A 22,718-nucleotide genomic window follows, 5' to 3' on the forward strand; every position below is an offset into this window, starting at 1 on the left:
GATGAAGCGATTTTTGCCATCATGCAGACGCAAGCGCATCGCCGCAACCCTTGAAAGGCGCAATTCTCTATTATCGTGCGCCCGATTTCACGACAAAATCCGCCTTGCGCGATTGCGCTACCACGAGTTCGGCATTGGGAATATCGTTGGAAAGAGCGCGGTTTCGGGCCGTTTCGGCATCGAAGCCGAAACTGAGCCAACGATCGGTCAGGCGGCGTTCCAGCTCTGCAAACGGTACGTCCAGATAGAGCGTCATGTCGAAAAAAGGGGCGAGCCTGGACCAGGGTTCCTGATCGAGCAGCAGATAATTGCCCTCGACCAGAAGCACGCGGTGCTCGGGGCCAACCACGGATGCGGCGGCGCGGGAAAGCTCCAGCGAACGGTCGAAGACCGGGATGAAGATTTCGCCCTCCGCCTGTTTCAGACGCTGCAGCAACACCGCAAATCCGGCGCAGTCGAAGGTGGGCGGCGAACCCTTGCGGCTCAGCAATCCGCGCTGATCGAGAATCCCGTCATCAAGATGAAACCCGTCCATGGGCACGACGATGGACGGTGTTTCACCGCCCTTGTTGATGGCATGGAGCAGATAGTCGGACAGCGTGGATTTGCCCGCGCCCGGCGGACCGGCAATGGCCACGATCAGGCGTCCGCCGGTCTGCGCCAGCCGTGCAAGAATTTCCGAAGGCAGGGCTTCGCGCTCGATAGGCGTCATGTCCGGTTTCCGTGATTCGTCCTGCCAATTTATCGGAGACGTACCGGCTCTGTTCAAGCCGCTTCCTTCGGCCTCATTGCGCCGGTCATCAGCGCCACGGCATCCGACATGGAATATTCCTTCGGGTCGATGACTGTCAGGCGGCGTCCGAGCCGGTGAATGTGGATGCGGTCGGCAACCTCGAACACATGCGGCATGTTGTGCGAGATGAGGACGATGGGCATGCCGCGCCGCTTCACGTCCTGAATGAGCTCCAGCACGCGGCGTGATTCCTTGACGCCGAGCGCCGCAGTCGGCTCGTCCATGATGACCACCTTGGAGCCGAAGGCAGCAGCACGCGCCACCGCAACGCCCTGACGCTGACCGCCCGAAAGGGTTTCCACCGCCTGGCCGATGTTCTGGATCGTCATCAAGCCTAGTTCTGACAGTTTTTCGCGCGCGATCTTTTCCATCGCACCACGATCCAGCATGCGCAACATCGAACCGAGCGGTCCCTTGCGGCGGATTTCACGGCCAAGAAACAGATTGTCTGCAATGGAAAGCGCGGGCGACAAGGCAAGGTTCTGGTAGACAGTCTCGATGCCCGCCTGCCGCGCTTCCATCGGCGAATGGAAGCTGACCGGCTGGCCGTCGAGCAGGATTTCCCCCTCGTCGGGCTTGATCGCGCCGGACAGCGCCTTGATGAGCGAGGACTTGCCTGCGCCATTGTCGCCGATGACCGCGAGGATTTCGCCCGGATAGAGGTCGAAATCGGCATGGTCGAGAGCTGTGACGCGACCATAGCGCTTGACCAGCCCCTTGGCAGAAAGAACAGGCGTGGTGTTCGTTTTCATGCGGCAGCCTTTCTGATCCACTGGTCGATGGCGACGGCGGCAATGATGAGAACGCCGATCAGGAGATAGGTCCATTGCGGATCGGTGCCCCACAGGCGCAGGCCCAGCGAAAACACGCCGACGATCAGCGCGCCGAACATGGTGCCGAGAATGGAGCCGCGCCCGCCGAAGAGCGATATGCCGCCGATCACCACGGCGGTGATGGATTCGATATTGGCGAACTGGCCAGCGGTTGGCGACACGGAACCGAGACGACCGATCATGGCCCAGCCCGCAAGTGCGCAGATGATACCGGCCAGCACATAGACCGACATGAGGATCGGCTTGACCGAGACACCGGAAAGCTGCGCCGCCTCCGGATCGTCGCCAATAGCGTAGACATGCCGTCCCCAGGCGGTATGGTTCAGCACATACCAGAGCAGCAGCACCAGAAGCACCATCGCGATGACGCCATAGGTGAAGACCGCGCCGCCGATGCGGATGCTCTCGCCGAAGAATTGCAGGATCGGCGCTTCCGCCGTGATTTCCTGCGCGCGGATCGTCTCATTGGCGGAATAGAGGAAGTTGGTGGCAAGGATCACCTGCCACATGCCAAGCGTCACGATGAAGGGCGGCAGACGGACATAGGCCACCAGAAAGCCATTGATGAAACCGCAGAGCGCGCCGGTCGCAAAGCCGCAGAGAATGGAAAGTTCGGCGGGAAGGCCATAGCGGAAGGTGAACTGCCCCATCACCACCGATGACAGCACCATGATGGCGCCGACCGAAAGATCGATACCGGCGGTGAGAATCACCAGCGTCTGCGCCGCCGCAACGATGCCGGTGATGGCGACCTGTTGCAGAATGAGCGTCAATGCGAAGGCGGAGAAGAACTTGCCGCCAAGCGTGACGCCAAATACCAGCAGCGACAGGACGAGCACGATCAGCGGCACGGCGGCGGGATTGTGATGCAGGAAATTGCGCATCCGATAAAGCACCGACTGGTCGCCCGCATCGAAGGAGGCGACATCGGCCGCGCTCTGCGACAGCGTCTTTTCATAGTCCTGCATGGACTGTTTTTGTGCAGCGGAAGCCGCCTGTGGCTCACTCATGTCTGTCTCCTGCCTTCACTCGCAGACCCTGCCCGGCAGATCTTCCGATATGCCGGGCCTGAGTTTCGGAAAGGGGATCAGCCCCAGCACTTGTCGAGTGCGGTCTTCGTGTCGATGGACGGAACGCCTTCCGCCGGCTTGTCGGTGACAAGCGACACGCCCGTATCGACAAAGTCCTTGCCTTCGGTCGGCTTCGGCTTTTCACCCGTATCGGCAAACTTCTTGATCGCCTCAATGCCGAGTGCCGCCATCTGCAGCGGATATTGCTGCGAGGTCGCGCCGATCACACCGGCTTCGACATTCTTCACGCCGGGGCAACCGCCATCGATGGAGACGATCAGCACGTCCTTCTCGCGCCCGACGGCCTTCAGAGCCTCATAGGCACCGGCGGCGGCAGGTTCATTGATGGTGTGGACGACATTAATGTTCGGGTCCTTCTGGAGAAGGTTTTCCATGGCGCGGCGTCCGCCTTCTTCATTGCCGTCGGTCAGGTCGCGACCGGCAATGCGCGGATCATCCTCGTCGCCCAGCTTGGTCTTGTCCTTCGGATCGATGCCGAAGCCGGTGGCAAAGCCCTGATCGCGCAGAACGTCGACGCTGGGCTGCGATGCGGTGAGGTTGAGGAAGGCAACCCTTGCATCCTTGGCCTTGTCGCCAAGCGTTGCCGCCGCCCATTTACCCACCAGCTCACCGGCGAGGAAATTGTCGGTGGCAAAGGTTGCGTCAGCCGCGTCGGCTGGCTCAAGCGGCGTGTCGAGCGCGATGATGAGCATACCGGCATCGCGCGCTTTCTGCAGCGACGGCACGATGCCCTTGGTGTCGGAAGCGGTGATCAGAATGCCCTTCGCCCCATCGGCGATACAGGTTTCGATGGCTGCGACCTGGCTTTCGGAATCGCCGTCGATCTTGCCCGCATAGGTCTTGAGATTGACGCCCAGCTCCTTGGCCTTGGCGATGGCGCCTTCCTTCATCTTGACGAAGAACGGGTTGGTATCGGTCTTGGTGATGAGGCACGCGCCGACATCGGCGGCATTGGCCGAACTCAATGGAATGGCGGCAGCGCCAAGCGCGAAGGCAGCAAAGGCTGCCGACAGAACTGTCTTCTTCATGGACTCCTCCCAGATTGAGCCGGTCCTCTTCCCCCGGCAGGGGAGAAGCAAAACACGGCTTCAAAACAGAGTCAATTAATAAATCCACTTGATTTATTAATATGCCGTGTCATTCTGGAAGACGGAGGAGAGAGGACCGGCAAAGGCGAACGGCAGGCTGGTCGTTTCATTACGTGGTCTATCTTAAGCGTTTGTTTTTATTTTATATCCCTTGCAAAGAGGGCTTTTTCTCCTTCGATGGTTGGTTTAGGAATTCCGGCATTCCATGGCTGCATTTCGAGATTGCATTCCATGGGCTGGAATCGGGGAGAGGCAATGGTCAGGCATAAAGTTGAAGGCGAACCAGACAGCAGGTCTGCCGATACGCTATCCGGCACCCTTTCCGGGACACTTTCCGGCACTCCGGGGCCTGCCATGCTGCAATTCGCCGGGCCGGGCGCGAGCGTCAATCGCGGTTCAAACCAGATCGGCGTGCGCGCCTATAATGAGCGGCTGGTTCTGGCGCTGGTGCGCAGGCATGGTGCGCTTGCCCGCGCCGATATTGCGCGGCTGACCGGACTTTCGGCGCAGACGGTTTCCGTCATCATTCGTGCTCTGGAAAAGGACGGTCTCATCACGCAGGGCGAACGGGTGCGCGGTCGTGTCGGCCAGCCTTCCATGCCGATGCGCCTTGCCGCCGACGGGGTTTTCTCCTTCGGTCTCAAGATCGGGCGACGCAGCGCGGAAATCATCCTGATGGATTTTCTGGGGGCGATCCGCGAGCGGCGGCACATCACCTATCGCTGGCCTGTGCCGGGTGAAATCCGCCGCTTCACCCTCGACAGCGTGGACGATTTCACCATGGCTCTCGATCCCGGCAAACGCGGGCGCATTGCGGGGCTGGGCATCGCATTGCCCTTCGAATTGTGGAACTGGGTCGAGGAAGTGGGTGCACCGGCTGAGGACCTGGATGCATGGCTCGGTGCCGATCTGGTCAGCGATTTCGCCAAGGCATTTCCGTTTCCGGTCTTCGTGCAGAATGATGGAACAGCGGCTTGCGGTGCGGAACTGACCTTCGGTCGCGGGCCGGAATTCACCGACTTCGTCTATTTTTTCATTGGCTCGTTCATCGGCGGCGGCGTGGTGCTCAACAACACGCTCTATCCGGGCCGAACCGGCAATGCGGGCGCGCTCGGCTCCATGCCGATGCGGATGCGCGGCACGTGGGAGCGCGGCGAGACCTTGCAGCTCATCGATACGGCCTCGCTGTTCGTTCTAGAACGCATGTTGCAGGAGCGGCATCTGCCCTCCGACGATCTGTGGCTTTCGCCGGAAAACTGGCGCAATTTCGGCACGCCGCTCGATGAATGGGTGGCGCTTGCCGCACGCGGGTTGGCCCATGCGGCGGTGGCAGCCGCCTCCGTCATCGACTTTCCCGCCGCCGTCATCGACGGCTGGCTGCCGGGCAATGTGCGCCACCGCATCGTGGAGGCGACGCGCGTGGAGCTTTCATGCCTCGACTTGCAGGGCCTGCGCGCACCGACGATCATCGAGGGCAAGGTTGGCGTCCATGCCAAGGCGATGGGCGCGGCAAGCCTGCCGCTCTCCAACCGCTATCTGTTCGACCAGAGCGTCCTGTTCAAGGAACTAGGCTGACACAACAAACACACAGTTTGTTATTTTCAATCAACAAGTTTGATCTATGTTGTCTTGCAATGACCGCAAATGCCCACACATTGACCGCTTAATTCATTGAACCGAACGGGAAAAACATGACCGTCAAGACGATTGCGACCACGCCATATCAAGACCAGCAGCCGGGCACTTCAGGCCTGCGCAAGAAGGTTCCGGTTTTCCAGCAGCCCAATTATGCGGAAAACTTCATCCAGTCGGTTTTCGATGTGCTGGAAGGTTTTGCCGGCAAGACGCTCGTGGTCGGCGGTGACGGGCGCTATTACAATCGCGAAGTGATCCAGAAGCTCATCAAGATCGCCGCCGCCAACGGTTTTGGCCGCATCATGGTGGGTCAGGGCGGCATTCTCTCGACGCCCGCCGCCTCCAACATGATCCGCAAATACAAAGCTTTCGGCGGCATGGTGCTTTCGGCCAGCCACAATCCCGGCGGTCCGAATGAAGATTTCGGCATCAAGTACAATATCGGCAATGGCGGGCCTGCGCCGGAAAAGATCACCGAGGCGATCTTCGCCCGCTCCAAGGTGATCGACCAGTACAAAATTGCCGATGTGGCGGACGTCGATATCGACAGGATCGGCACCAACCGGATCGGCGATACCGAGGTCGTCATCTTCGATCCCGTCACCGACTATGCCGAGCTGATGGAAAGCCTGTTCGACTTCGACGCCATCCGCGCCATGATCAAGGGCGGGTTCCGCATGAAGTTCGACGCGATGCATGCCGTGACCGGACCTTACGCCAAGGAAATTTTTGAGCGCCGTCTCGGCGCGCCGGAAGGCAGTGTGGTCAATTTCGTGCCGCTGCCGGACTTCGGCGGTCATCATCCCGATCCGAATCTCGTCTATGCCAAGGATCTCTATGATCTTTTGATGTCCGATCATGCGCCGGATTTCGGCGCGGCTTCCGATGGCGACGGCGATCGCAACCTCATTATCGGGCGCGGCATCTTCGTCACGCCATCCGATTCGCTTGCCATGCTCGCCGCCAATGCGCATCTGGCGCCGGGCTACAAGGACGGCATCAAGGGCATTGCGCGCTCCATGCCGACCAGTGCCGCCGCCGACCGCGTGGCCGACAAGCTCGGCATCGGCATGTTTGAAACGCCGACGGGCTGGAAATTCTTCGGCAATCTGCTCGACAACGGCAAGGTCACGATCTGCGGCGAGGAAAGCTCCGGCACCGGCTCCGACCATGTGCGCGAGAAGGACGGCCTGTGGGCCGTGCTGCTCTGGCTCAATATTCTCGCTGTGCGCAAGCAGAGCGTGAAGGAAATCGTCGAGGAACATTGGGCGCGTTTCGGGCGCAACTATTACACCCGCCACGATTATGAAGCGGTCGATTCCGATATCGCCAAAAAGCTGGTGGCCGATCTGCGCGACAAGCTTGCCAGCCTGCCCGGCACCACGGTCAACGGCCTCAAAATCGAGAAAGCCGACGATTTTGCCTATCACGATCCGGTCGACGGCTCGATCAGCGAGCATCAGGGCATCCGCATCTATTTCCCCGAAGGCGGTCGCGTGGTGCTGCGCCTGTCCGGCACCGGCACATCTGGCGCAACCATCCGCATCTATGTCGAGCGCTATGAAGCGGACACCGCGAAGCATAATCTCGATACGCAGGAAACGCTGGCCCCATTCATCGAGGCGGCAGAACAAATCACGCAGGTGAAGAAGCGCAGCGGACGCGATGCGCCGAGCGTTATCACCTGACCAAAGAAAAAGGGCCGGAAACGGCCCTCAGGCTGCTGACAAACCTCCGGCAGGGTCAAAATGACCTCAGATTCACGGAACGTCCCAGATTCAGAACGTGAACAAATCGGAATCAAAACCCCTCGTTTTTGACTGCTTCCAAAAATCGAGGGGTTTGTAATCAATCTGAGGGCCGGAAACGGCCCTTTTTCTTACTCAAAAACAATGGCCGGCGCTGGCTTCCCGGCCCCCTTGCCGCCTTTCATGTTGTCCCAGACCTTGCGCGCTATCTCGCGATAGATTTTCGCGTGTTCGCTATCCGGCTCCTTGACGGTAATCGGCGTGCCAGCGTCCGAATAGGCACGGACGTCCATATGCAGCGGCACTTCGCCGAGGAACGGCACGTCGAGACGTTCCGCTTCCTTCCTCGCGCCGCCATTGCCGAAAATATCATAGCGCGCGCCGGTGTCGGGCGCGATGAAATAGCTCATGTTTTCGACGATGCCGAGAAGCGGCACATTCACCTTGTGGAACATGTTCAAGCCCTTGCGCGCGTCGATCAGCGCCAGATCCTGCGGCGTCGAAACAATAACGGCGCCTGCCAGCGGCACCTGCTGCGCCATGGTCAGCTGTGCGTCGCCGGTGCCGGGCGGCATGTCGACCACCAGAACATCAAGCTCGCCCCAGGCCACTTCGCGCAGCATCTGCGTCAGCGCCGACATGACCATCGGCCCGCGCCAGATCATCGGCGTTTCCTCATCGACCATGAAGCCCATCGACATGACCTTGATGCCAAAATTTTCCATCGGCTTGAGGGTTCGTCCCTCGACCGTTTCCGGGCGGCCGGAAAGGCCAAGCAGGCGCGGCATGGACGGCCCGTAAATATCGGCATCCAGAATACCGATCTTCAGCCCGTTGGCGGCAAGACCGAGCGCCAGATTGACCGCCGTGGTGGACTTGCCGACGCCGCCCTTGCCGGAAGCAACGGCAATGATCGCGCCGACGCCCGGAATGCCGGGCTTTTGCGCCGGGCGTTGCGGTGGCGCGGGATGGCGGTGCTGTGCGGGTGCGGCGGCAGGGCGCGGCTGCGGTTTGGGTGGCGGCGGCGCATCGTCGCTGGTGCGTCCGCCTCTTTTTTCCGCCGTAAGCGTGACCAGCGCACCGGTGACGCCCGGAATTTCCTTCACGGCCTTTTCAGCAGCAAGCCGCATCGGCTCCAGCGCATCGGCGCGCTCGGCGGGGACCGTGATGGAGAAAAAGACCTTGCCGTCGGCAATAAAAATATCGGAAACCAGACCGAGCGACACAACATCGCTTTCGAAATCCGGCCCCGTCACGGCCTTCAGCCGCTCCAGAACCTGTTCGCGTGTTACGCTTGCCATTTCACTGCACCAAGAGGGTAAGGAAGCGGCGACATAAGGAAATCCATATCGAGCAGAACAGACTGCCCGATTGCCTTATTGCCCTCGCACCTTACCGCCCTGCTCCTTCATTGTTGCTTCATATCCAGTCCTGACATAATCAGCTTTCCAACCAAACGCCAATAGTGCCCAACCATTTAGAGTGGTTCCATTTACGAAAGAATTGCTGGAGCTACTCTAAATATTTCTTCTCACGCATTATCCAGCGCAAAACCGCTTCGCACTTTTGCTGGAAATGCTCCATTCCAAACATCGGAGCAAGCCATGGCCAAAGCCATTCACACGATGATCCGCGTTCTCGACGAAGAGAAGTCCGTTTCCTTCTACAATCAGGCTTTTGGCCTCGATATTGCGGAACGCATCGATTTCGAAACCTTCACATTGATTTATTTGCGCAATGCGGAAGCCGATTTTGAAGTCGAGCTGACCGTGAACAAGGGCCGTACCGAGCCTTACAATCTTGGCGATGGCTATGGTCATCTCGCCGTGGCGGTCGATGATGTCGATGCAGAACATGCCCGTTTCACGGAACTTGGCTTCAAGGTCGGCAAGCTGGTCGATTTCAAGAACAATGGCGTGCAGCTTGCCCGCTTCTTCTTTGCCGAAGACCCCGATGGCTACAAGATCGAGGTTCTGCAGCGCGGCGGGCGGTATGTGTAGGGAGTAAGGGAGTAAGGGAGTAAGGGAGTAAGGGAGTAAGGGAGTAAGGGAGTAAGGGAGTAAGGGAGTAAGGGAAAAACGCTTATTTCTCGGTCAAGGCAAATATTTTGCTTGCCTTGTCCACCGCCTGCCCACACCCTATTCCCCTATTCCCCTATTCCCCTATTCCCCTATTCCCCTATTCCCCTATTCCCCTAACAATCGGACTATTTGTCCAGTGGCAAAGACGGCCCGCATAGGCTAGGTAAATTCGGCTTGAACGGAGAAGCTTTGAGTTGAAGACGAGCATCGGCCAATATCGGATGTCTCTGGCGATACGCATCCTCAGCGTATTTGCCCTGATGTTCGTCGCCTTTGCGCATAAACCCGTCGATCTCAATGGGCCCGACAGCTATCTGCTTGCCCAGTACAAACTGCCGGACGGCACCTATCCGGTGCTTTGTATCGGTGACCACGGCTCCGATCCGAACAATCAGGGTCACGACAAGCATCTGAGCAACAATAGTTGCGAAGCCTGCCGGATTTCGTCGGCCTTCCTGTGCCCGGCACCTGCCGGTTCCACCGGCGCTGCCCCCCATATCGCCATGGCCGACGGGATCGTGCCGCCGCAGCCCGTTCTGCGCCGCAACGCCTATCCCCCATCGGCTCCGCCGCAAGCGCCGCCCATCGCCTGAATAATCCCGTTTGAGCGAATGCGTTCTTTTGAGCGCATCCCGAAAGGTCTGAAACGGCTTTCGGACAAGATGCGCGCCAAAGCAAACAGTTTGAGCCCCAATCTGATTCAATCAGTTCACAATCGCGCTCTGAACCGCATTCCGCAATGAAATTGCGCCCAAACCCAGTTTCGGCGCGTCTTCCAACGATTATTCAGGTTTAACACAATGAAAAACTATCGTTTTCTCGCTTCTGCGATCTCATTTGCTGCATTATGCGCCTCCGCCGGCATGGCCCATGCCCATTCCTCTCTCGACCAGGGCGAAGCCAAGGCAGGCAGCTTCTACAAGGCAACCTTCCGCATTCCACATGGCTGCGATGGCAAGCCCACGACCGAAGTAAAGATCGAGCTACCCGAAGGCTTCATTTCGGCTCAGCCGCAGGCCAAGGCAGGCTGGAAGATAGAGACCTTCAAGGGCGACTACGCGAAGAGCTACAAGGTGCATGGCAAGGACGTGTCCTCGGGTGTCCAGGAAGTCCGCTTCACCGAGGGCAATCTGCCCAGCGACTTCTATGATGAATTCACCGTCGTCGGCCAGCTCGCCAAATTCGACAAGGATACGACCCTCTCCTTCCCCGTGACACAGCTTTGTGGAAGCGATGCATCAGTTGCCTGGACGGAAATCCCCAAGGATGGCCAGAACCCGCACGATCTGAAGCACCCCGCGCCCCAGCTGCATGTAATGGCGGCAGGTGCTGACGATGAGCATGGCGGCCATGACGGGCACGGCAAGATGGGCCAGATGGACCATATGGGCAAGATGGACCATGCCTCCATGCAGGCAGCAATGCCGACGAAGCTTGGTGACCTCGAAATCACGGGCCCTTCGGTACGCGCCATGGTTCCCGGTGCCAAGGTCGCAGGCGGGTTTCTGACCATCGCCAATGACGGCAAGAATGCCGACAAGCTGGTTTCCGTCACCACAAAAGGCGTCAAGCGTGTCGAAATCCACGAAATGTCGATGCAGAATGACGTGATGAAGATGCGCCAGCTTGAAGGCGGTCTCGATATCCCGGCAGGCGAGAAGGTCGAGCTGAAGTCCGGTGGTTATCACCTCATGTTCATCCAGCCGGAGAAGCCGTACAAGGAAGGCGAGACCGTGCCGGTGACGCTGGAATTCGAAAAGGCCGGTAAGGTCACGATCGATTTCCCCGTCACCGCGCAAAGCGGCCAGAAGGGCGAGGACCATTCGGGTCATTAGAGTGTGTTGCCGTCTGATTGAATCAGATCGGCGCTCCCGAAAGCATTTCCGGTAAATCGCGCCATTTGCGCCGTTTCTGGAAATGCATCAAAGCCTGTTCGCGAGAACGAGCTCCTTTGCAAAGGGGCGGATGATCCGCGGTCTCTCCTTCGCGCATTATGCGCCCGTTTGCCGCAACCGCTGCGCCCCCGCAGCGGTTGCGTTCCTGCCTGAATGCTGTAAACATGACTATTCTAGTCTAGAATTATTCTAAATAATTGAAATATAATATGTTTTAAAGTTGAGGAATTGACTCCAGATGTATTTTCAGGCTTTTATATACAGTGCAAATTCACAACCTTTGATGTCTGGGCCTTGAACCCTTTCGATTGGAGGACCCTATGATTGGTCTCGGCGAATGCCGGTCCGCAAATGTCGACGGCCTGCCCTGGCAGCTCAGTCTCTTGCCGACCGGATATTGTAATGTGCGGGGGGAAACCGAACGTCCCTCGGCAGGCAAGCAGGGCTTTGTCCCCGCATCCATGCGCATGTCTTCGTTCCGCACCTTCTGCGGGAGGCGGACATGAATATGCGCATATCCCAACTGAACGGCGCCAACAGTGCGGGCTATTTCGATCGCCTGCCGGAGAAGCTGGTGCTGGAAGGCTATCGCCGCTGGACTGCAGGTTTCGAGACCGGCTCGATCATCCCGTGGGAAATGACCTGGGGCCTCTATTCGGAAGTTCTCGGACCGTCGGAAGCAAAACGCGCGTTGGGCGAGCTGTCGCATTTCATCCGCGTTCTGCGCCATTGCGCCAGCTGTCCGTTGCGGGCGTTTCCTTTCGATTCGCACCATGTCTGCCGCGAGGAATGCCTGACGCTGGGGTTGATTTCCGGCATCCACAATCAGGACGCGCTGCTGCTCGATACCTGCCTTGAAGCCATTGCCTGCCGTCGTCGCTGCGACGATGTAGCAGGGGCTGCCCGCAATTTTGCCGATACGCTGGCTGATTTCGGCCAGACTTTGTTGCCAATACCGATTCATGCCATCGACAGCGCTTTGAATTTTACGCAGCGCGCGACTTTTCACTGACCGCCAGGGACAGGAAAGCCCAGCGTTTTGCGAACAGGTATGATTCTTAATTTTAAGTCGCCGCAGGTGACACAAGGAGATAGAAATGCAGGCCAGAACCGAACGACGCTTGGGCATTGCCGCCGCCCTCGTCCTGACCGCAGGAGCGTTTGTCATGCCGGGCGTATCCACCCAGATCGTGCAGAACGATGTTGCGCCGCAGAGCCAGGTCCATATGGCCTCGGCAGAAAATCTGCGCGCCGAACTGCGCCATTTCATCAATCTCGGCGAAGCTATGCCGAAATCGATGCGCTACGAGTAAACACATCGAGACTGAAATAAAAAAGCCGTGCCAGATCTGGCGCGGCCTTTTTTGTGAGAAATCAATTGCTTATCCGACGATGATCGGGGCCTTCCCCTGAACGCGGTTATAGAGGTCGATAATGTCCTGGTTCATCAGGCGGATACAGCCGGAGGACATGGACTGGCCGATAGACCACCATTCGGGCGAGCCGTGGATGCGATAGCCGGTGTCCTGCCCATTCTGGAAAATGTAGAGCGCGCGTGCACCCAGCGGGTTTTGCGGGCCGGGCTCCTGGCCGTTGCGGTATTTCGCCAGCTCCGGCTTGCGCTGGATCATCTCCGGCGGCGGCGTCCAGACCGGCCATTGCCTCTTATACTGGACATTGGCAGTGCCTGACCATTCAAAGCCCGCCTTGCCGATACCGATGCCGTAACGCAGCGCTTCGCCACCCGGTAGAACGTAGTAGAGAAGATGATCCTTGAGGCTGACGACAATCGTTCCCGGCGCTTGTCCTGTCGGGTCCGGCACGATCTGACGGCGGAATTGCTTCGGCACTTTCTGGTATGGAATTGCGGGCAGCGAATACGGCCCTTCCTGTACGGCGGCATACATGACATCCGGCGTCGTGATATCGCGGTCGACGCTGATCTGCGGACGCATCGGCGTAATCCCGCCAGTCGACATCGGGTCGATATTCATCTGCAGGGCCGACATATCCATCGTTTGGTTACAACCGGCAGCACCGGTGAGGAGGATGGCTCCGGTGCCAAAAAGGAAGCGGCGGCGGCTCAGATCGTCAATGAACTTGGTCATGCAAATTACCCGGACAGAAGGGTTGAAACACAGCCGTCAAGCGACCGCCATACTCAACAGCAATTTGCGTTCTTATGGTTGAAGAACGGTTAAACAACTCGCGCAAACGTGTCGGAAAATCACCATTTAAAGCATAAATTGTAGCGATTATGGAAATTCAATCGATTTAAAAATCAAGGCAAATGCGGCGAACGTATGTGCCTGGCGGTTATTTGATGGCAAAATTATGGTTTTCACCTGGAGCTGCTATTCTGGATTGCAGACAGAATAGCAAAAGGCCGAGTCCTGAAACCCGGCCTGGATCGCCTTCAATAATTTGCGGCGATCAATAGTCTTTTTCGTAGAAGATACCGCCGCTGGAATCGCCTTCCGCACCCAGCGACCCCTTGGCCTTCAGATTGCGGGTGATGTCGAGATTGACAGTGCCCTTGGTAGAACCGCCTGAACCTGCTTCCACGCCCAGATAGATATTGTCGCGGATATACCGACCGGCGCGAACTGCCGTCTGGCCCTTGTCATCCGTCACGACATCGAGATCGTCAAGACCCGTTCCGGCGCGCAGCTTGTTCATCAGCGAGTTGTTGGAACCGCCCGCCAGTTCTGCCGCCGCAGCAGCAAGCTGTGCGATCTGGAACGCCGACAATTCGCCAATGGAGCGCTTGAAGATCAACTGCGCCAGCACTTCATCCTGCGGCAATTCCGGTGTCGACGAGAACTTGATATCGAGATTATCGACCGTACCCGTCACCGTTACGATTGCGGTGATTTCATTGCCTTCCGAACGCGCCACGAAATTGAGCTGCGGATTGAGATCACCCACCAGCGTGACATGGCCTTCGTCGAAGGTAATGCGCTGGCCGAGAATGCCGATGCGGCCGCGGATCATGTCGAAGGAGCCGACCGGCTTGATGTCGGTCACAGGTCCGGTCAGGCGAAGACGTCCGCCCAGTTCCGTATCGAGGCCACGACCGCGCACGAAAATCTGGTTGGGCGCATTGATGAGAACGTCGAGGCGCGGCACGGTCGGACGCGCTGTCGGTGTCGGCACCCGGCTGCGGCGCGTTTCGACCTTGGCGCGATCAAGCGTCGCCTGAACGTTCTTCGGCGTGTTCTTGTGGCGAACCGGAACATAGGCTGCACCACCGCCGAGATTTTCCGGCACCGAGATTTCCGCCCTGTCGACATCGATGCGACCTGAAATCAGCGGATCGCGCATCAGCGGACCGCTGATCGTGATCCCGCCATCCACCGTCGCCACGACCAGCTTGCCATCGGCATAGCGGGCGCGATTGAGCTTGATCTCTATATTGGCCGGGAAGTTTGCTTCGGCATTGGTCGAAATCGTACCGCTGGCGGAAACCGAACCGCCGCTGCCGAGCGCGGCATTGACCTGGCGCAGCGTGACAGTTTCGCCATCCATGCTGCCCATGATATTGATATTGTTGAGGCGGACATTGGTGTCTGGATCGACAAAGGTTGCGCCATTGGTGGAGAACATGCCGCGCAATTGCGGACGGTTGAAACCGCCCGAAACGCTGGCGGTCAGCGTCAGCGTACCATTTGCCTGCGCACCGCGATCCGCCAGGAAACGGTTGGCGAGCGCCAGCGGAACGCTGCCATTGACATTGACGCCAAGCCCCTGCCCCGAGAATGGCACCTTGCCATTGGCGGTAACATTGAGGCCGCGTGGACCATCGACGGTCAGCGACGAGAAGTCGATGGCCATGGCCGCATAGCTGCCGGCGGCTTGCAGGGTCAGAGGCGCAAGCCCGTTATCGCGCAGCGGCTTGGCTGCAAGGCCGGTGCCGCGCAGATTGAAGGTTGCTGCAGGATTGGTGAGCGGCCCTGTCACACGCGCTGTCCCGGTAACATTACCGGCAAGATCCTGTCCCTTGACCGCACCGTTCAGCGCCGTCAGCGGAAGATTGGCGAGATTGACGTCAATCGCGAGGTCGCCCTTGCCCAGCGGCACACTACCATTGGCGCGAACATCAATGCCGCCTCCTCCAGTGACATGCGCATCGACATTGAGCCGATTATCGGCAGAGGTGCCTTTGGCATCGGCATTGAGAGCCGCAATGCCCTGCTTTTTAAGCTCGGCTGCCGTCACGCCGCGCGCCGCCATATCGAAGGCGACATTGGGCGCTTCTTTCGTGCCGGTGATGCGAGCCGTGCCGTTGACTGTGCCGCCGAGCCCCAGTTCCGGCTTGAACGTATTGGCAAGCGCCAGCGGCAGATTGGAAAGAGCGACCGAAAGATCAAGACGACCATCGACCACGCCATTGACCTTGACCTGACCGGCACTGGCATCCGCGCCTGTATTGATGATGATATCGCCGAAGGAGATTTCCTCACCCTTCATGGAAATGGTGGCGGGCGCGGCCAGATTGGCGCTGAGCGTGCCCTGCTTCACATTGGCCGAGGCGAGACCCAGTTCAAAACCGCCATCCTTCGGTTCCAGCGAACCGGCAGCACTGGCGACCGTACCGATCTTCAGCTTGGTGTTGGCCGTGAAATCGGTCTTCGACCCGGTCGCATTGGCCTCGGCGTCAAAACTGTCGATGCCGAACGTGCCGACCATGATGTCGCGCGCCGCGGCATTGCCGTCAACCACCGGCACCCCGAACAGGTCCTTTGCCATCAGGGCAATGTCAGCCGACGTGATATGATTGCCATTGACCTTGATGTCCTTGGCATTGGCTGTGATCGATGCATTCTGGCGGCCGTCATTGGCGTCAAGCGTGATGTCGGCATTGGCCGCGCCGGTCGCCTCTGCCAGCGCCAGGGCTGCAGCCGTGGAAATATCCGGTGCATCGAGCTTCAGCGCGCCGGTCAGGAGACCTTTCGCGGTCTGGGTGACATTGCCCGAAAGATGCGCACCGCCTGCATTGAAGACGAGATCGGTCAGGCGCTTTTCGTCATTGACGATGTCAATCAACGTTCCAAGATCGACGCGCTGGCCATTGAGAAATGCACTACCGGCAAGCTTGCCGGAAAGGGCGGCGCCTGTCTTTGCATTGCCGTCAAGCATGGCATTGAAATCAAGACCGCCTTCGGAAAGCTTGCGCCCAGCAAGAGTGCCTTGCGGCGCATCAGCGCGCAATGCCAGTGCGATCAGCTTGTCGTCGCCGCGCGCGCTGCCCTTGACCGTCATCCGGCCCGATGCCTGATCCGAAAGAAGCTTCAGATCGGACAGCATCACGCCGAAATCGAAACTTGCCTTGTCGGAGGCAAAGGAACCATTGGCGGTGATTTCACTCAGCTCATTGCCGATACGGAAGTCACGCGCCGAAAAACCTTCGGCGCTGCGGCCAAGCGCACCGCTCAGGTTGACAGCACCGTCGAGAATGCGGTCAACCGCTTCCGTACCGGTGCGCATGTTCTGCGCCGTTCCGTTGAGGTCGAGCTGGAATGCACCGCTGACCGGGCGAACAATGCCCTTGGCATTGACATCGATGCTGCCTGCAAGGTCACGGTCGGCGAGAGCGCCGAAAGGTGCAAGGCTTGCCACCTTGGCAGCGATATCACCGTTGAAGGCAAAGTCGTCAATATTGCCCTTGAGGTCGAGACTGAGACCGTTGCCAGCAATATTGGCTTGCGCCAGCTCCACCGGCGAACCGGCACGCCATGCACCGTCGATGGCAAGCGCAATCTTGCTTCCGAGCGCTTCGGCCATTTCAGCACGTTCCGCGGAAATGCCGTCCATCCCGCCATTGACCTTGAAGGTGATATGGCGATTGGCGGCATCATCCAAATTTTCAGCAACGCCGCCCATGTCGAGTGCGATGCTCTGGGCAGAAATCGTTGCGTTCTTGAGACCGGCAATGGCGAGCGTTCCTGTCCAGTCATTGGTCGGGCGATCACCATAAGCGACCTGGAACCTTGCATTGTCGATATAGGTTTCCGCGCCCTTGACCGGCAGGAGAACGCGTCCCTTGCTTTCATCGGCAATCGAAGCATCGATACGCAGCTTGTTGAGGAAGCGGTCGTTACCTGTCTCGGCGGAAGCCTTCAGCTTCAAGGCAGCACTGCTCAGCGCCAGATCGTCGAGACGGAAGCCGCCTGCATCCTTGAGAAAGCCATCAGCCGACAGCATCGTCTCGGCACCGAAGAAATCACGGAATACCGGCGGCACCAGAACCGCGATCGGACCATTGAAACGGGCAGAGAAAACACGTCCGCCATCGGGTGCCTGACCTTGCCGGTTGAGTGCGAATTCGCCCGTCAGCGTGCGGCTGCCATTGGTGTCGAGCGCAAGGTCCACCTTCAACGCGTCAAGCGGGCCGGCACCGGTCAAAGTGAGATCAACCGGCGGACGGCCATCGATGTTCAACAGGTTGGCGACAATGCCGTTGGCCGGTTCCGAGACTTTCAGGTCGAGATCGACCTTCTGATCGGCATTGGCATAGGCTGCGCGAAGGGCAAAATTGCCGCCTGGGCCGTCAAGGCGCTTGATATCGAAATTGGAATTCAGCGAACCATCGGCGAGCGAAAGACTACCATTGGCCGACACTTCCGATTCGAGGCCGAAAATGTCCGGCCCGAAATGCAGGCGCGCAATGGCAAGCTGGTCGAGATTGATCGAAATCGGCAGGTCCGGCAGACTGAACGTCGATGATTCCGGCGATGGCAGGCTGTTGTCAGGCAACGGCTTGCGAATGACATCGATACGCTCGGCGGCCAGCGACTGGATGCTGAGGCGACCGACCAGAAGTGCGGTGCGGCTCCAGTTCAGCTTGGCATTCTCGATACGCAGCCAGACGCCTTCACGGTCTGCGATGGTGATCGAACCAACGGTTGCTTCCGAAGACAGAACGCCGCTGATGCCGGAAATGGAAATACGGCGGTTCGGCGCGGAAAGCTGGCTTTCCACGAAAGACAGGAAATAGGATTTCTCTTCTTCGGGCTGAGCCTGTGCATTATCCGACTCCTGCGCCTGAGCATTTTCCTGAGCGCGGGCCGTCACCGGTGCCTCTCGCTCAGGCCAGCCGAAGATGACTGCCGTGACGGCGAATGCGACGAAGGCGATGATTGCGAGAAATCTGGTCAAAACGCCTGTCCTATACCTACGTACAAGCCATAGCTCGGATCGCCCGAGCGGCGGTTGAGCGGAACGGCGACATCAAGGCGGATCGGTCCGAGACCGGTCAGATAGCGCAGACCGCCACCGACACCGACACGCATCTGTTCCGAGAAATCGGGGAAGGATTTTTCACCGACGTAACCGGCATCGACAAATGCCACCGCGCCAATGGAATCGGTGATGCGGGTGCGCACTTCACCATTGGCCTCGACAAGTGAACGTCCGCCGATGATCTCGCCATTGCCCGCACTGACGCCGATATTGCGATAGCCGTAACCGCGAACCGAACCGCCGCCGCCTGCCAGGAAGAGCTGGCTCGGCGGCAGATCCTCGACCGAGGCGCCGACAATCGAACCGACCTTGAGACGGCCCGCGAGAATCACACGATCCTTTTCGCCAAAGCCGTAATAGGTGCGGCCTTCGGCGGTGAAACGGGTAGCGAAATTGCCGTACTGGAATTCATAGAAGGGCTGGATATTGCCCTCAAGATAGAAGCCCGAACTCGGGTCAGGCTTGTTGTTGCGGCTGTCATAGAGAAGGTTGCCCTCAAGACCCGCCGTCGTGAAGGTGCGGTTGCCGAATACGTCATCGTCGAAAGTACCATGGCTGGCCTTGGCATAGAGCGCGCCCGACAACTCGTCGCTGAATATCTGCGTGAAGCCCGTCTTCGCATTGACCGAGGTTTCGGTATAGGCATCCAGCACTTCGCGCTTGGCATCAAGCGCGGCGACAAAATCCGTATCCGGCGTATAGACGCCCGGCTTCGTAAAGCTCGTACCGATAAGATAGGTAAAGTTCTTCGGGTCGAAGGAATTGTCCTGCGTGCCGCCTATGCCGCTGATCTTGGCGTCGAAACGCAGACGCTCGCCGCGCCCGAACAGGTTGCGGTGCATCCAGTAGCCGGTCAGGCCGAAACCGTCGATAGTCGAATATTCGGCACCGAAGCCGAAACGGCGCGGCTTGCGCTCCTGCACATTGAGCGTCATCGGCAGACTGCCATCCGGCTCGATCTTTTCAGCTTCCTCGAAACTCATCGCCCGGAACACTTCCATGCGACCGAGACGCTTCTTGGCTTTCTCGATGTCGTCGGGATCGTATTCCTGGCCTTCTTTCAAGCCGGTCATCCAGGCCACGAATTGCGGGTCCATGCGCGCCGTACCGACAACGCTGACCGGACCGTAATGCGCCTTCTGGCCGGGATCGAGCGAAACATCGGCAGAAACGCGATTATCGGCATGGTCGGCGACAATGTCCTCGCCGGTAACCCGCGCTTTCGCATAGCCCTGCTGGCGCCATGCCTCGACGGCAAGGCGCTCAGCCTTGATGACCGTGCCGGACCGCGCCACCTGTCCGGGCGCGAAGCCTGCCTCTTCCGGCGACTGCACCTTATCGCGCTTGTCGACCGGCGGCGGCGCAATATTGGAAATGGCGGTGCGTGAAAACAGAAATTGCGGGCCTGGATCGACCGAGATCGCAACCTTGGCATTGTTGGGGATTTCCGCGTCGGGCGGAATGTCGTTTGCCTCGCGGCCATCGACGAGAATAGAAATCGTGCCGCCATAGCGGCCCTCGCCATAGAGCGCGGCCAGAATGCGACGATAATCGCCGCGCGCCTTGGCCAGCAGACCGGCGGATCCCGATGCAGGTCTCTCTGCATCCGAAACCAGGCCCGAAGCGCCTTCTATGGTGGATTTCAGATCGGCTTGCGTGCCGTCCGCATTCTTGCGGTCGCCCGTAGTCGTGACCTCGACGGTATAGGTCTTCGGGTCGATGATGTCGGGATCTTCCTTCTTGTCCTCGCCCCACAGACGAACACCGAAGATCTCGAACGCCAATGCAGGCGACACCGCGAAGGAGGAAAAATGAGCCGCCAGCAAAAGCACGGCGATGCCCCTTCCCTGTATCGTCCTGTTACTCCAAGTCATACGCGCTACTGTCCGGTTCCTGTCTATGCGGTCGCTTGGCAGCGTCCCGTTCATTACCCCCAGCCCAGGACGATTCAGGGATTACCATAGGGAGAACGGAAGTCCAAGCAACAACGCTAGATATGGACCATTTCAGTCAATGGAGTATTAACGTTACCACACCATTGCAATTTTCCGTGCCTATGAAAGCATTTGCAGCCCTATCGATCTGATTGCAGGACCACATGCCTTGAAAGGCTTAACGGCTCGTCGGCGGGGGTTTCTGCCGACGAGCCGCCATCAGGTCATTGGGAGGAGGAGGGAACGACCTGATACCAAAAACTTCTCGTCTTCCCACACATCATATCTCTTGTTCTTAATACCGAAATTCGATGAACAAGGCTCTGCGTGCCGTTTCGATCAGCGTCCAGCATGATAGGGACGAATATTTCCAAAATGGATGCCGCCGCCAGTGGTATTGCCAACCGCCGGGCCAGGGCCCCAGATCGGCCTTTGCGGCTGCAACGGTCTCTGCGGTTGAATCAGCGGTAAATCCGGGCCGACAGGAGGCCATGAACGCATAACTCGCGGACCTACGCCCCAGTTCGGATTCCAGTTACGCCGCCAAGCCGGTGGTCCGTAAGGGCCGCAACCGCGCCAGCTGCACGGTGGAACATAATCCGGTCGCCAGCCATGCCGCCGGGGGCCGTACCAGCCGAAATCCGGCCCCCAGTCTTCCTCAATGATGACATTCGGCCCCGGCCGCGCCGGATAGACCGGACGACCCGCATAGGCTCCGAACCGGACATAGCGAGCCGAAACCCAGCCGAAATATCTCCCGTTGCGAACCTGACACCAGCCGCCGCGGCAAGGACCGGCGTCGACCTGCATCCCGGCCGGAAATGTCGCGATACGGCCGAAACTGACGCCGGGTCCTGTACGTACATTGACGGAGGCTGAAAGCATAGCCGGTGCTGCGGCAGCGATGCCCGAGAACGAAACAACTGAGGCAAAAACCGCCACCCCAAGAATACGCTTATTAATAAGTATATTATTAAATAAATTCATTGCATCCTCTCAATAATTGCGAGAAAAGATAGACGCAAAACTATATAACACCAACGACAATACATAACTTATGAAAGTATAACAAACGCGATACGCATATATGGTAAATCAATACCATATATTTCTATTTTCTACACTTTAATAGACAAACAGCAGATGCTCTATCCAATTGTTTTAGCATATCTCCTGAAACCGGTCCCTACTTTCTGGAGGCATGCTCCAACAATCAATAGAGAAGGCGCCCCGGAGGGAACCGGGGCGCCACGCGGCTTTTGGGGGAGAGAGGGAGGATAAAGCCGCGATCACGGGCCGTCAGGCCAGTTGTTTTGCGAGGCTCGCAGAAGCATTCCCCGCAGCATTGTGGTGCAGGGAATGCTTTGACAAACCTTGTTACGGCAGATTGCGCACGTCTTCGGGCGACATATACATCGGCATCATATTGGTATCGAGGTGATGCATGACCCAGATGGAGCCGGCAAGCACGATAGCCAGAATGATAACCGTGAAGATGAGCGCCAGAATATTCCAGCCGCCTTCCGACTTCGGATCGAGGTGCAGGAAGTAAACCAGATGCACCAGAATCTGGACGACGGCGATACCGAGCACGATAGCAGCGGTGGTTCCCGGCGTGAAGTAGCCGTTCATGGCCATCATGAAGGGAACGACGGTGAGGACGACCGCCAGCACGAAGCCGATCAAATAGGACTTCAGGTTGCCGTGGCTTGCGCCGTGGTCGTGTGTTTCATGTGCAGAGCTCATCACAGTACCCCCAGCAGATAGACAAGAGTAAAGACGCCGATCCAGATGATGTCCAGGAAGTGCCAGAAGAGGCTGAGGCACATCACGCGCGTCTGGTTCTTTTCCGTCAGACCGTCACGCAGAAGCTGGGCGGAAAGCACCAGAATCCAGATCAGGCCGGACGTGATGTGAAGACCATGGGTTCCCACCAGCGCAAAGAAGGCCGAGAGGAACGCGCTGCGGCCCGGACCTGCACCTTCATGGATCAGGTGATTGAATTCATAGATTTCCATCACGAGGAAGGCAGCGCCCAGCAGGAAGGTCACGCCCAGCCAGAACAGAACGCCTGCGCGGTTCTTCTTGAACATCGAAAGCGTTGCCAGACCGTAGGTCAGCGACGACACCAGCAGGAGCATGGTTTCGATCAGAACGAAGTTCAGATCGAACAGTTCACGGCCGGTGGGACCGCCCGCGAACTGATGCGCCAGAACGGCATAGGTTGCAAACAGGCCTGAGAAGAGGACGCAGTCGCTCATCAGGTAAATCCAGAAGCCGACCGTCGTGGTCGACCCTGCATCGTGATGATCCTCGTGAGCGGGATGCTCGTTTCCGCCCGTGAACGGTGCGGCGGTTGAAATGCTAGCGCTCATGGA

General features: G+C 58.4%; 18 protein-coding genes. 7 read left to right on the forward strand and 11 right to left on the reverse strand.

Annotation, left to right across the window (positions count from 1 at the left end; all coding sequences use genetic code 11):
* Positions 1 to 70: 70 nt before the first annotated feature.
* The 4 genes from JNC70_RS03015 to JNC70_RS03030 form a co-directional block, all read right to left on the reverse strand.
* Positions 71 to 712 (reverse strand): nucleoside/nucleotide kinase family protein, encoded by a 642-nt coding sequence (locus JNC70_RS03015; RefSeq protein WP_104757183.1) that lies wholly within the window; start codon positions 710 to 712, stop codon positions 71 to 73.
* 53 nt (positions 713 to 765) lie between these two features.
* A complete protein-coding gene (locus JNC70_RS03020; protein WP_104757184.1) occupies positions 766 to 1,545 on the reverse strand; it encodes an ATP-binding cassette domain-containing protein in 780 nt (259 codons plus the stop codon).
* Positions 1,542 to 2,636: an ABC transporter permease gene (locus JNC70_RS03025; protein WP_104757185.1), complete on the reverse strand. Its 1,095-nt coding sequence runs from the start codon at positions 2,634 to 2,636 to the stop codon at positions 1,542 to 1,544. Before JNC70_RS03025 ends, JNC70_RS03020 begins: the two co-directional genes overlap by 4 nt.
* Before the next feature lie 77 nt (positions 2,637 to 2,713).
* A complete protein-coding gene (locus JNC70_RS03030; protein ID WP_104757186.1) occupies positions 2,714 to 3,745 on the reverse strand; it encodes a sugar ABC transporter substrate-binding protein in 1,032 nt (343 codons plus the stop codon).
* Positions 3,746 to 4,060: 315 nt separating this feature from the next.
* On the opposite strand from JNC70_RS03030, the gene JNC70_RS03035 reads away from it, so the two are divergent.
* Positions 4,061 to 5,380: an ROK family transcriptional regulator gene (locus JNC70_RS03035; RefSeq protein ID WP_104757187.1), complete on the forward strand. Its 1,320-nt coding sequence runs from the start codon at positions 4,061 to 4,063 to the stop codon at positions 5,378 to 5,380.
* Between the two features lie 116 nt (positions 5,381 to 5,496).
* Positions 5,497 to 7,128: an alpha-D-glucose phosphate-specific phosphoglucomutase gene (locus JNC70_RS03040; RefSeq protein ID WP_374788542.1), complete on the forward strand. Its 1,632-nt coding sequence runs from the start codon at positions 5,497 to 5,499 to the stop codon at positions 7,126 to 7,128.
* A gap of 191 nt (positions 7,129 to 7,319) precedes the next feature.
* Here JNC70_RS03040 and apbC read toward each other — a convergent pair whose 3' ends face one another.
* Entirely contained in the window at positions 7,320 to 8,489 is a 1,170-nt protein-coding gene (gene apbC, locus JNC70_RS03045; protein WP_104757189.1) for an iron-sulfur cluster carrier protein ApbC, read from the reverse strand.
* A gap of 303 nt (positions 8,490 to 8,792) precedes the next feature.
* Here apbC and JNC70_RS03050 point away from each other — a divergent pair, with 303 nt between their 5' ends.
* From JNC70_RS03050 to JNC70_RS03070, 5 genes are all read left to right on the forward strand, one after another.
* The gene (locus JNC70_RS03050; protein ID WP_104757190.1) at positions 8,793 to 9,188 is read left to right on the forward strand and encodes a VOC family protein; all 396 of its coding nucleotides are present in this window, start codon (positions 8,793 to 8,795) and stop codon (positions 9,186 to 9,188) included.
* A 275-nt stretch (positions 9,189 to 9,463) separates the two neighbouring features.
* Positions 9,464 to 9,862 (forward strand): hypothetical protein, encoded by a 399-nt coding sequence (locus tag JNC70_RS03055; RefSeq protein ID WP_104756573.1) that lies wholly within the window; start codon positions 9,464 to 9,466, stop codon positions 9,860 to 9,862.
* A gap of 207 nt (positions 9,863 to 10,069) precedes the next feature.
* Complete coding sequence (locus JNC70_RS03060) at positions 10,070 to 11,104, forward strand: DUF1775 domain-containing protein (protein ID WP_104756574.1); 1,035 nt, start codon at positions 10,070 to 10,072, stop codon at positions 11,102 to 11,104.
* Positions 11,105 to 11,666: 562 nt separating this feature from the next.
* A complete protein-coding gene (locus JNC70_RS03065) occupies positions 11,667 to 12,176 on the forward strand; it encodes a hypothetical protein (RefSeq protein ID WP_208623474.1) in 510 nt (169 codons plus the stop codon).
* 85 nt (positions 12,177 to 12,261) lie between these two features.
* Positions 12,262 to 12,477, forward strand: coding sequence for a hypothetical protein (locus JNC70_RS03070; protein WP_104756577.1), 216 nt, complete (start codon positions 12,262 to 12,264; stop codon positions 12,475 to 12,477).
* A gap of 69 nt (positions 12,478 to 12,546) precedes the next feature.
* Here the strand turns inward: JNC70_RS03070 and JNC70_RS03075 are convergent, their stop codons facing one another.
* The 6 genes from JNC70_RS03075 to cyoC form a co-directional block, all read right to left on the reverse strand.
* The gene (locus JNC70_RS03075; RefSeq protein ID WP_104756578.1) at positions 12,547 to 13,272 is read right to left on the reverse strand and encodes a L,D-transpeptidase; all 726 of its coding nucleotides are present in this window, start codon (positions 13,270 to 13,272) and stop codon (positions 12,547 to 12,549) included.
* Positions 13,273 to 13,597: 325 nt separating this feature from the next.
* Entirely contained in the window at positions 13,598 to 18,322 is a 4,725-nt protein-coding gene (locus tag JNC70_RS03080; RefSeq protein WP_104756579.1) for a translocation/assembly module TamB domain-containing protein, read from the reverse strand.
* Positions 18,319 to 20,280, reverse strand: a complete 1,962-nt coding sequence (locus JNC70_RS03085) for an autotransporter assembly complex protein TamA (protein ID WP_249126650.1) — start codon at positions 20,278 to 20,280, stop codon at positions 18,319 to 18,321. The genes JNC70_RS03080 and JNC70_RS03085 overlap by 4 nt, the downstream gene beginning before the upstream one ends.
* 399 nt (positions 20,281 to 20,679) lie before the next feature.
* Positions 20,680 to 21,327: an SH3 domain-containing protein gene (locus tag JNC70_RS03090; protein ID WP_104756581.1), complete on the reverse strand. Its 648-nt coding sequence runs from the start codon at positions 21,325 to 21,327 to the stop codon at positions 20,680 to 20,682.
* A gap of 390 nt (positions 21,328 to 21,717) precedes the next feature.
* The gene (locus JNC70_RS03095; protein WP_104756582.1) at positions 21,718 to 22,086 is read right to left on the reverse strand and encodes a cytochrome o ubiquinol oxidase subunit IV; all 369 of its coding nucleotides are present in this window, start codon (positions 22,084 to 22,086) and stop codon (positions 21,718 to 21,720) included.
* Positions 22,086 to 22,715 (reverse strand): cytochrome o ubiquinol oxidase subunit III, encoded by a 630-nt coding sequence (gene cyoC, locus JNC70_RS03100; protein WP_104756583.1) that lies wholly within the window; start codon positions 22,713 to 22,715, stop codon positions 22,086 to 22,088. Before cyoC ends, JNC70_RS03095 begins: the two co-directional genes overlap by 1 nt.
* Positions 22,716 to 22,718 lie beyond the last annotated feature (3 nt).

The sequence above is a fragment of the Brucella oryzae genome, from assembly GCF_041929965.1.
GTDB lineage: Bacteria > Pseudomonadota > Alphaproteobacteria > Rhizobiales > Rhizobiaceae > Brucella > Brucella oryzae.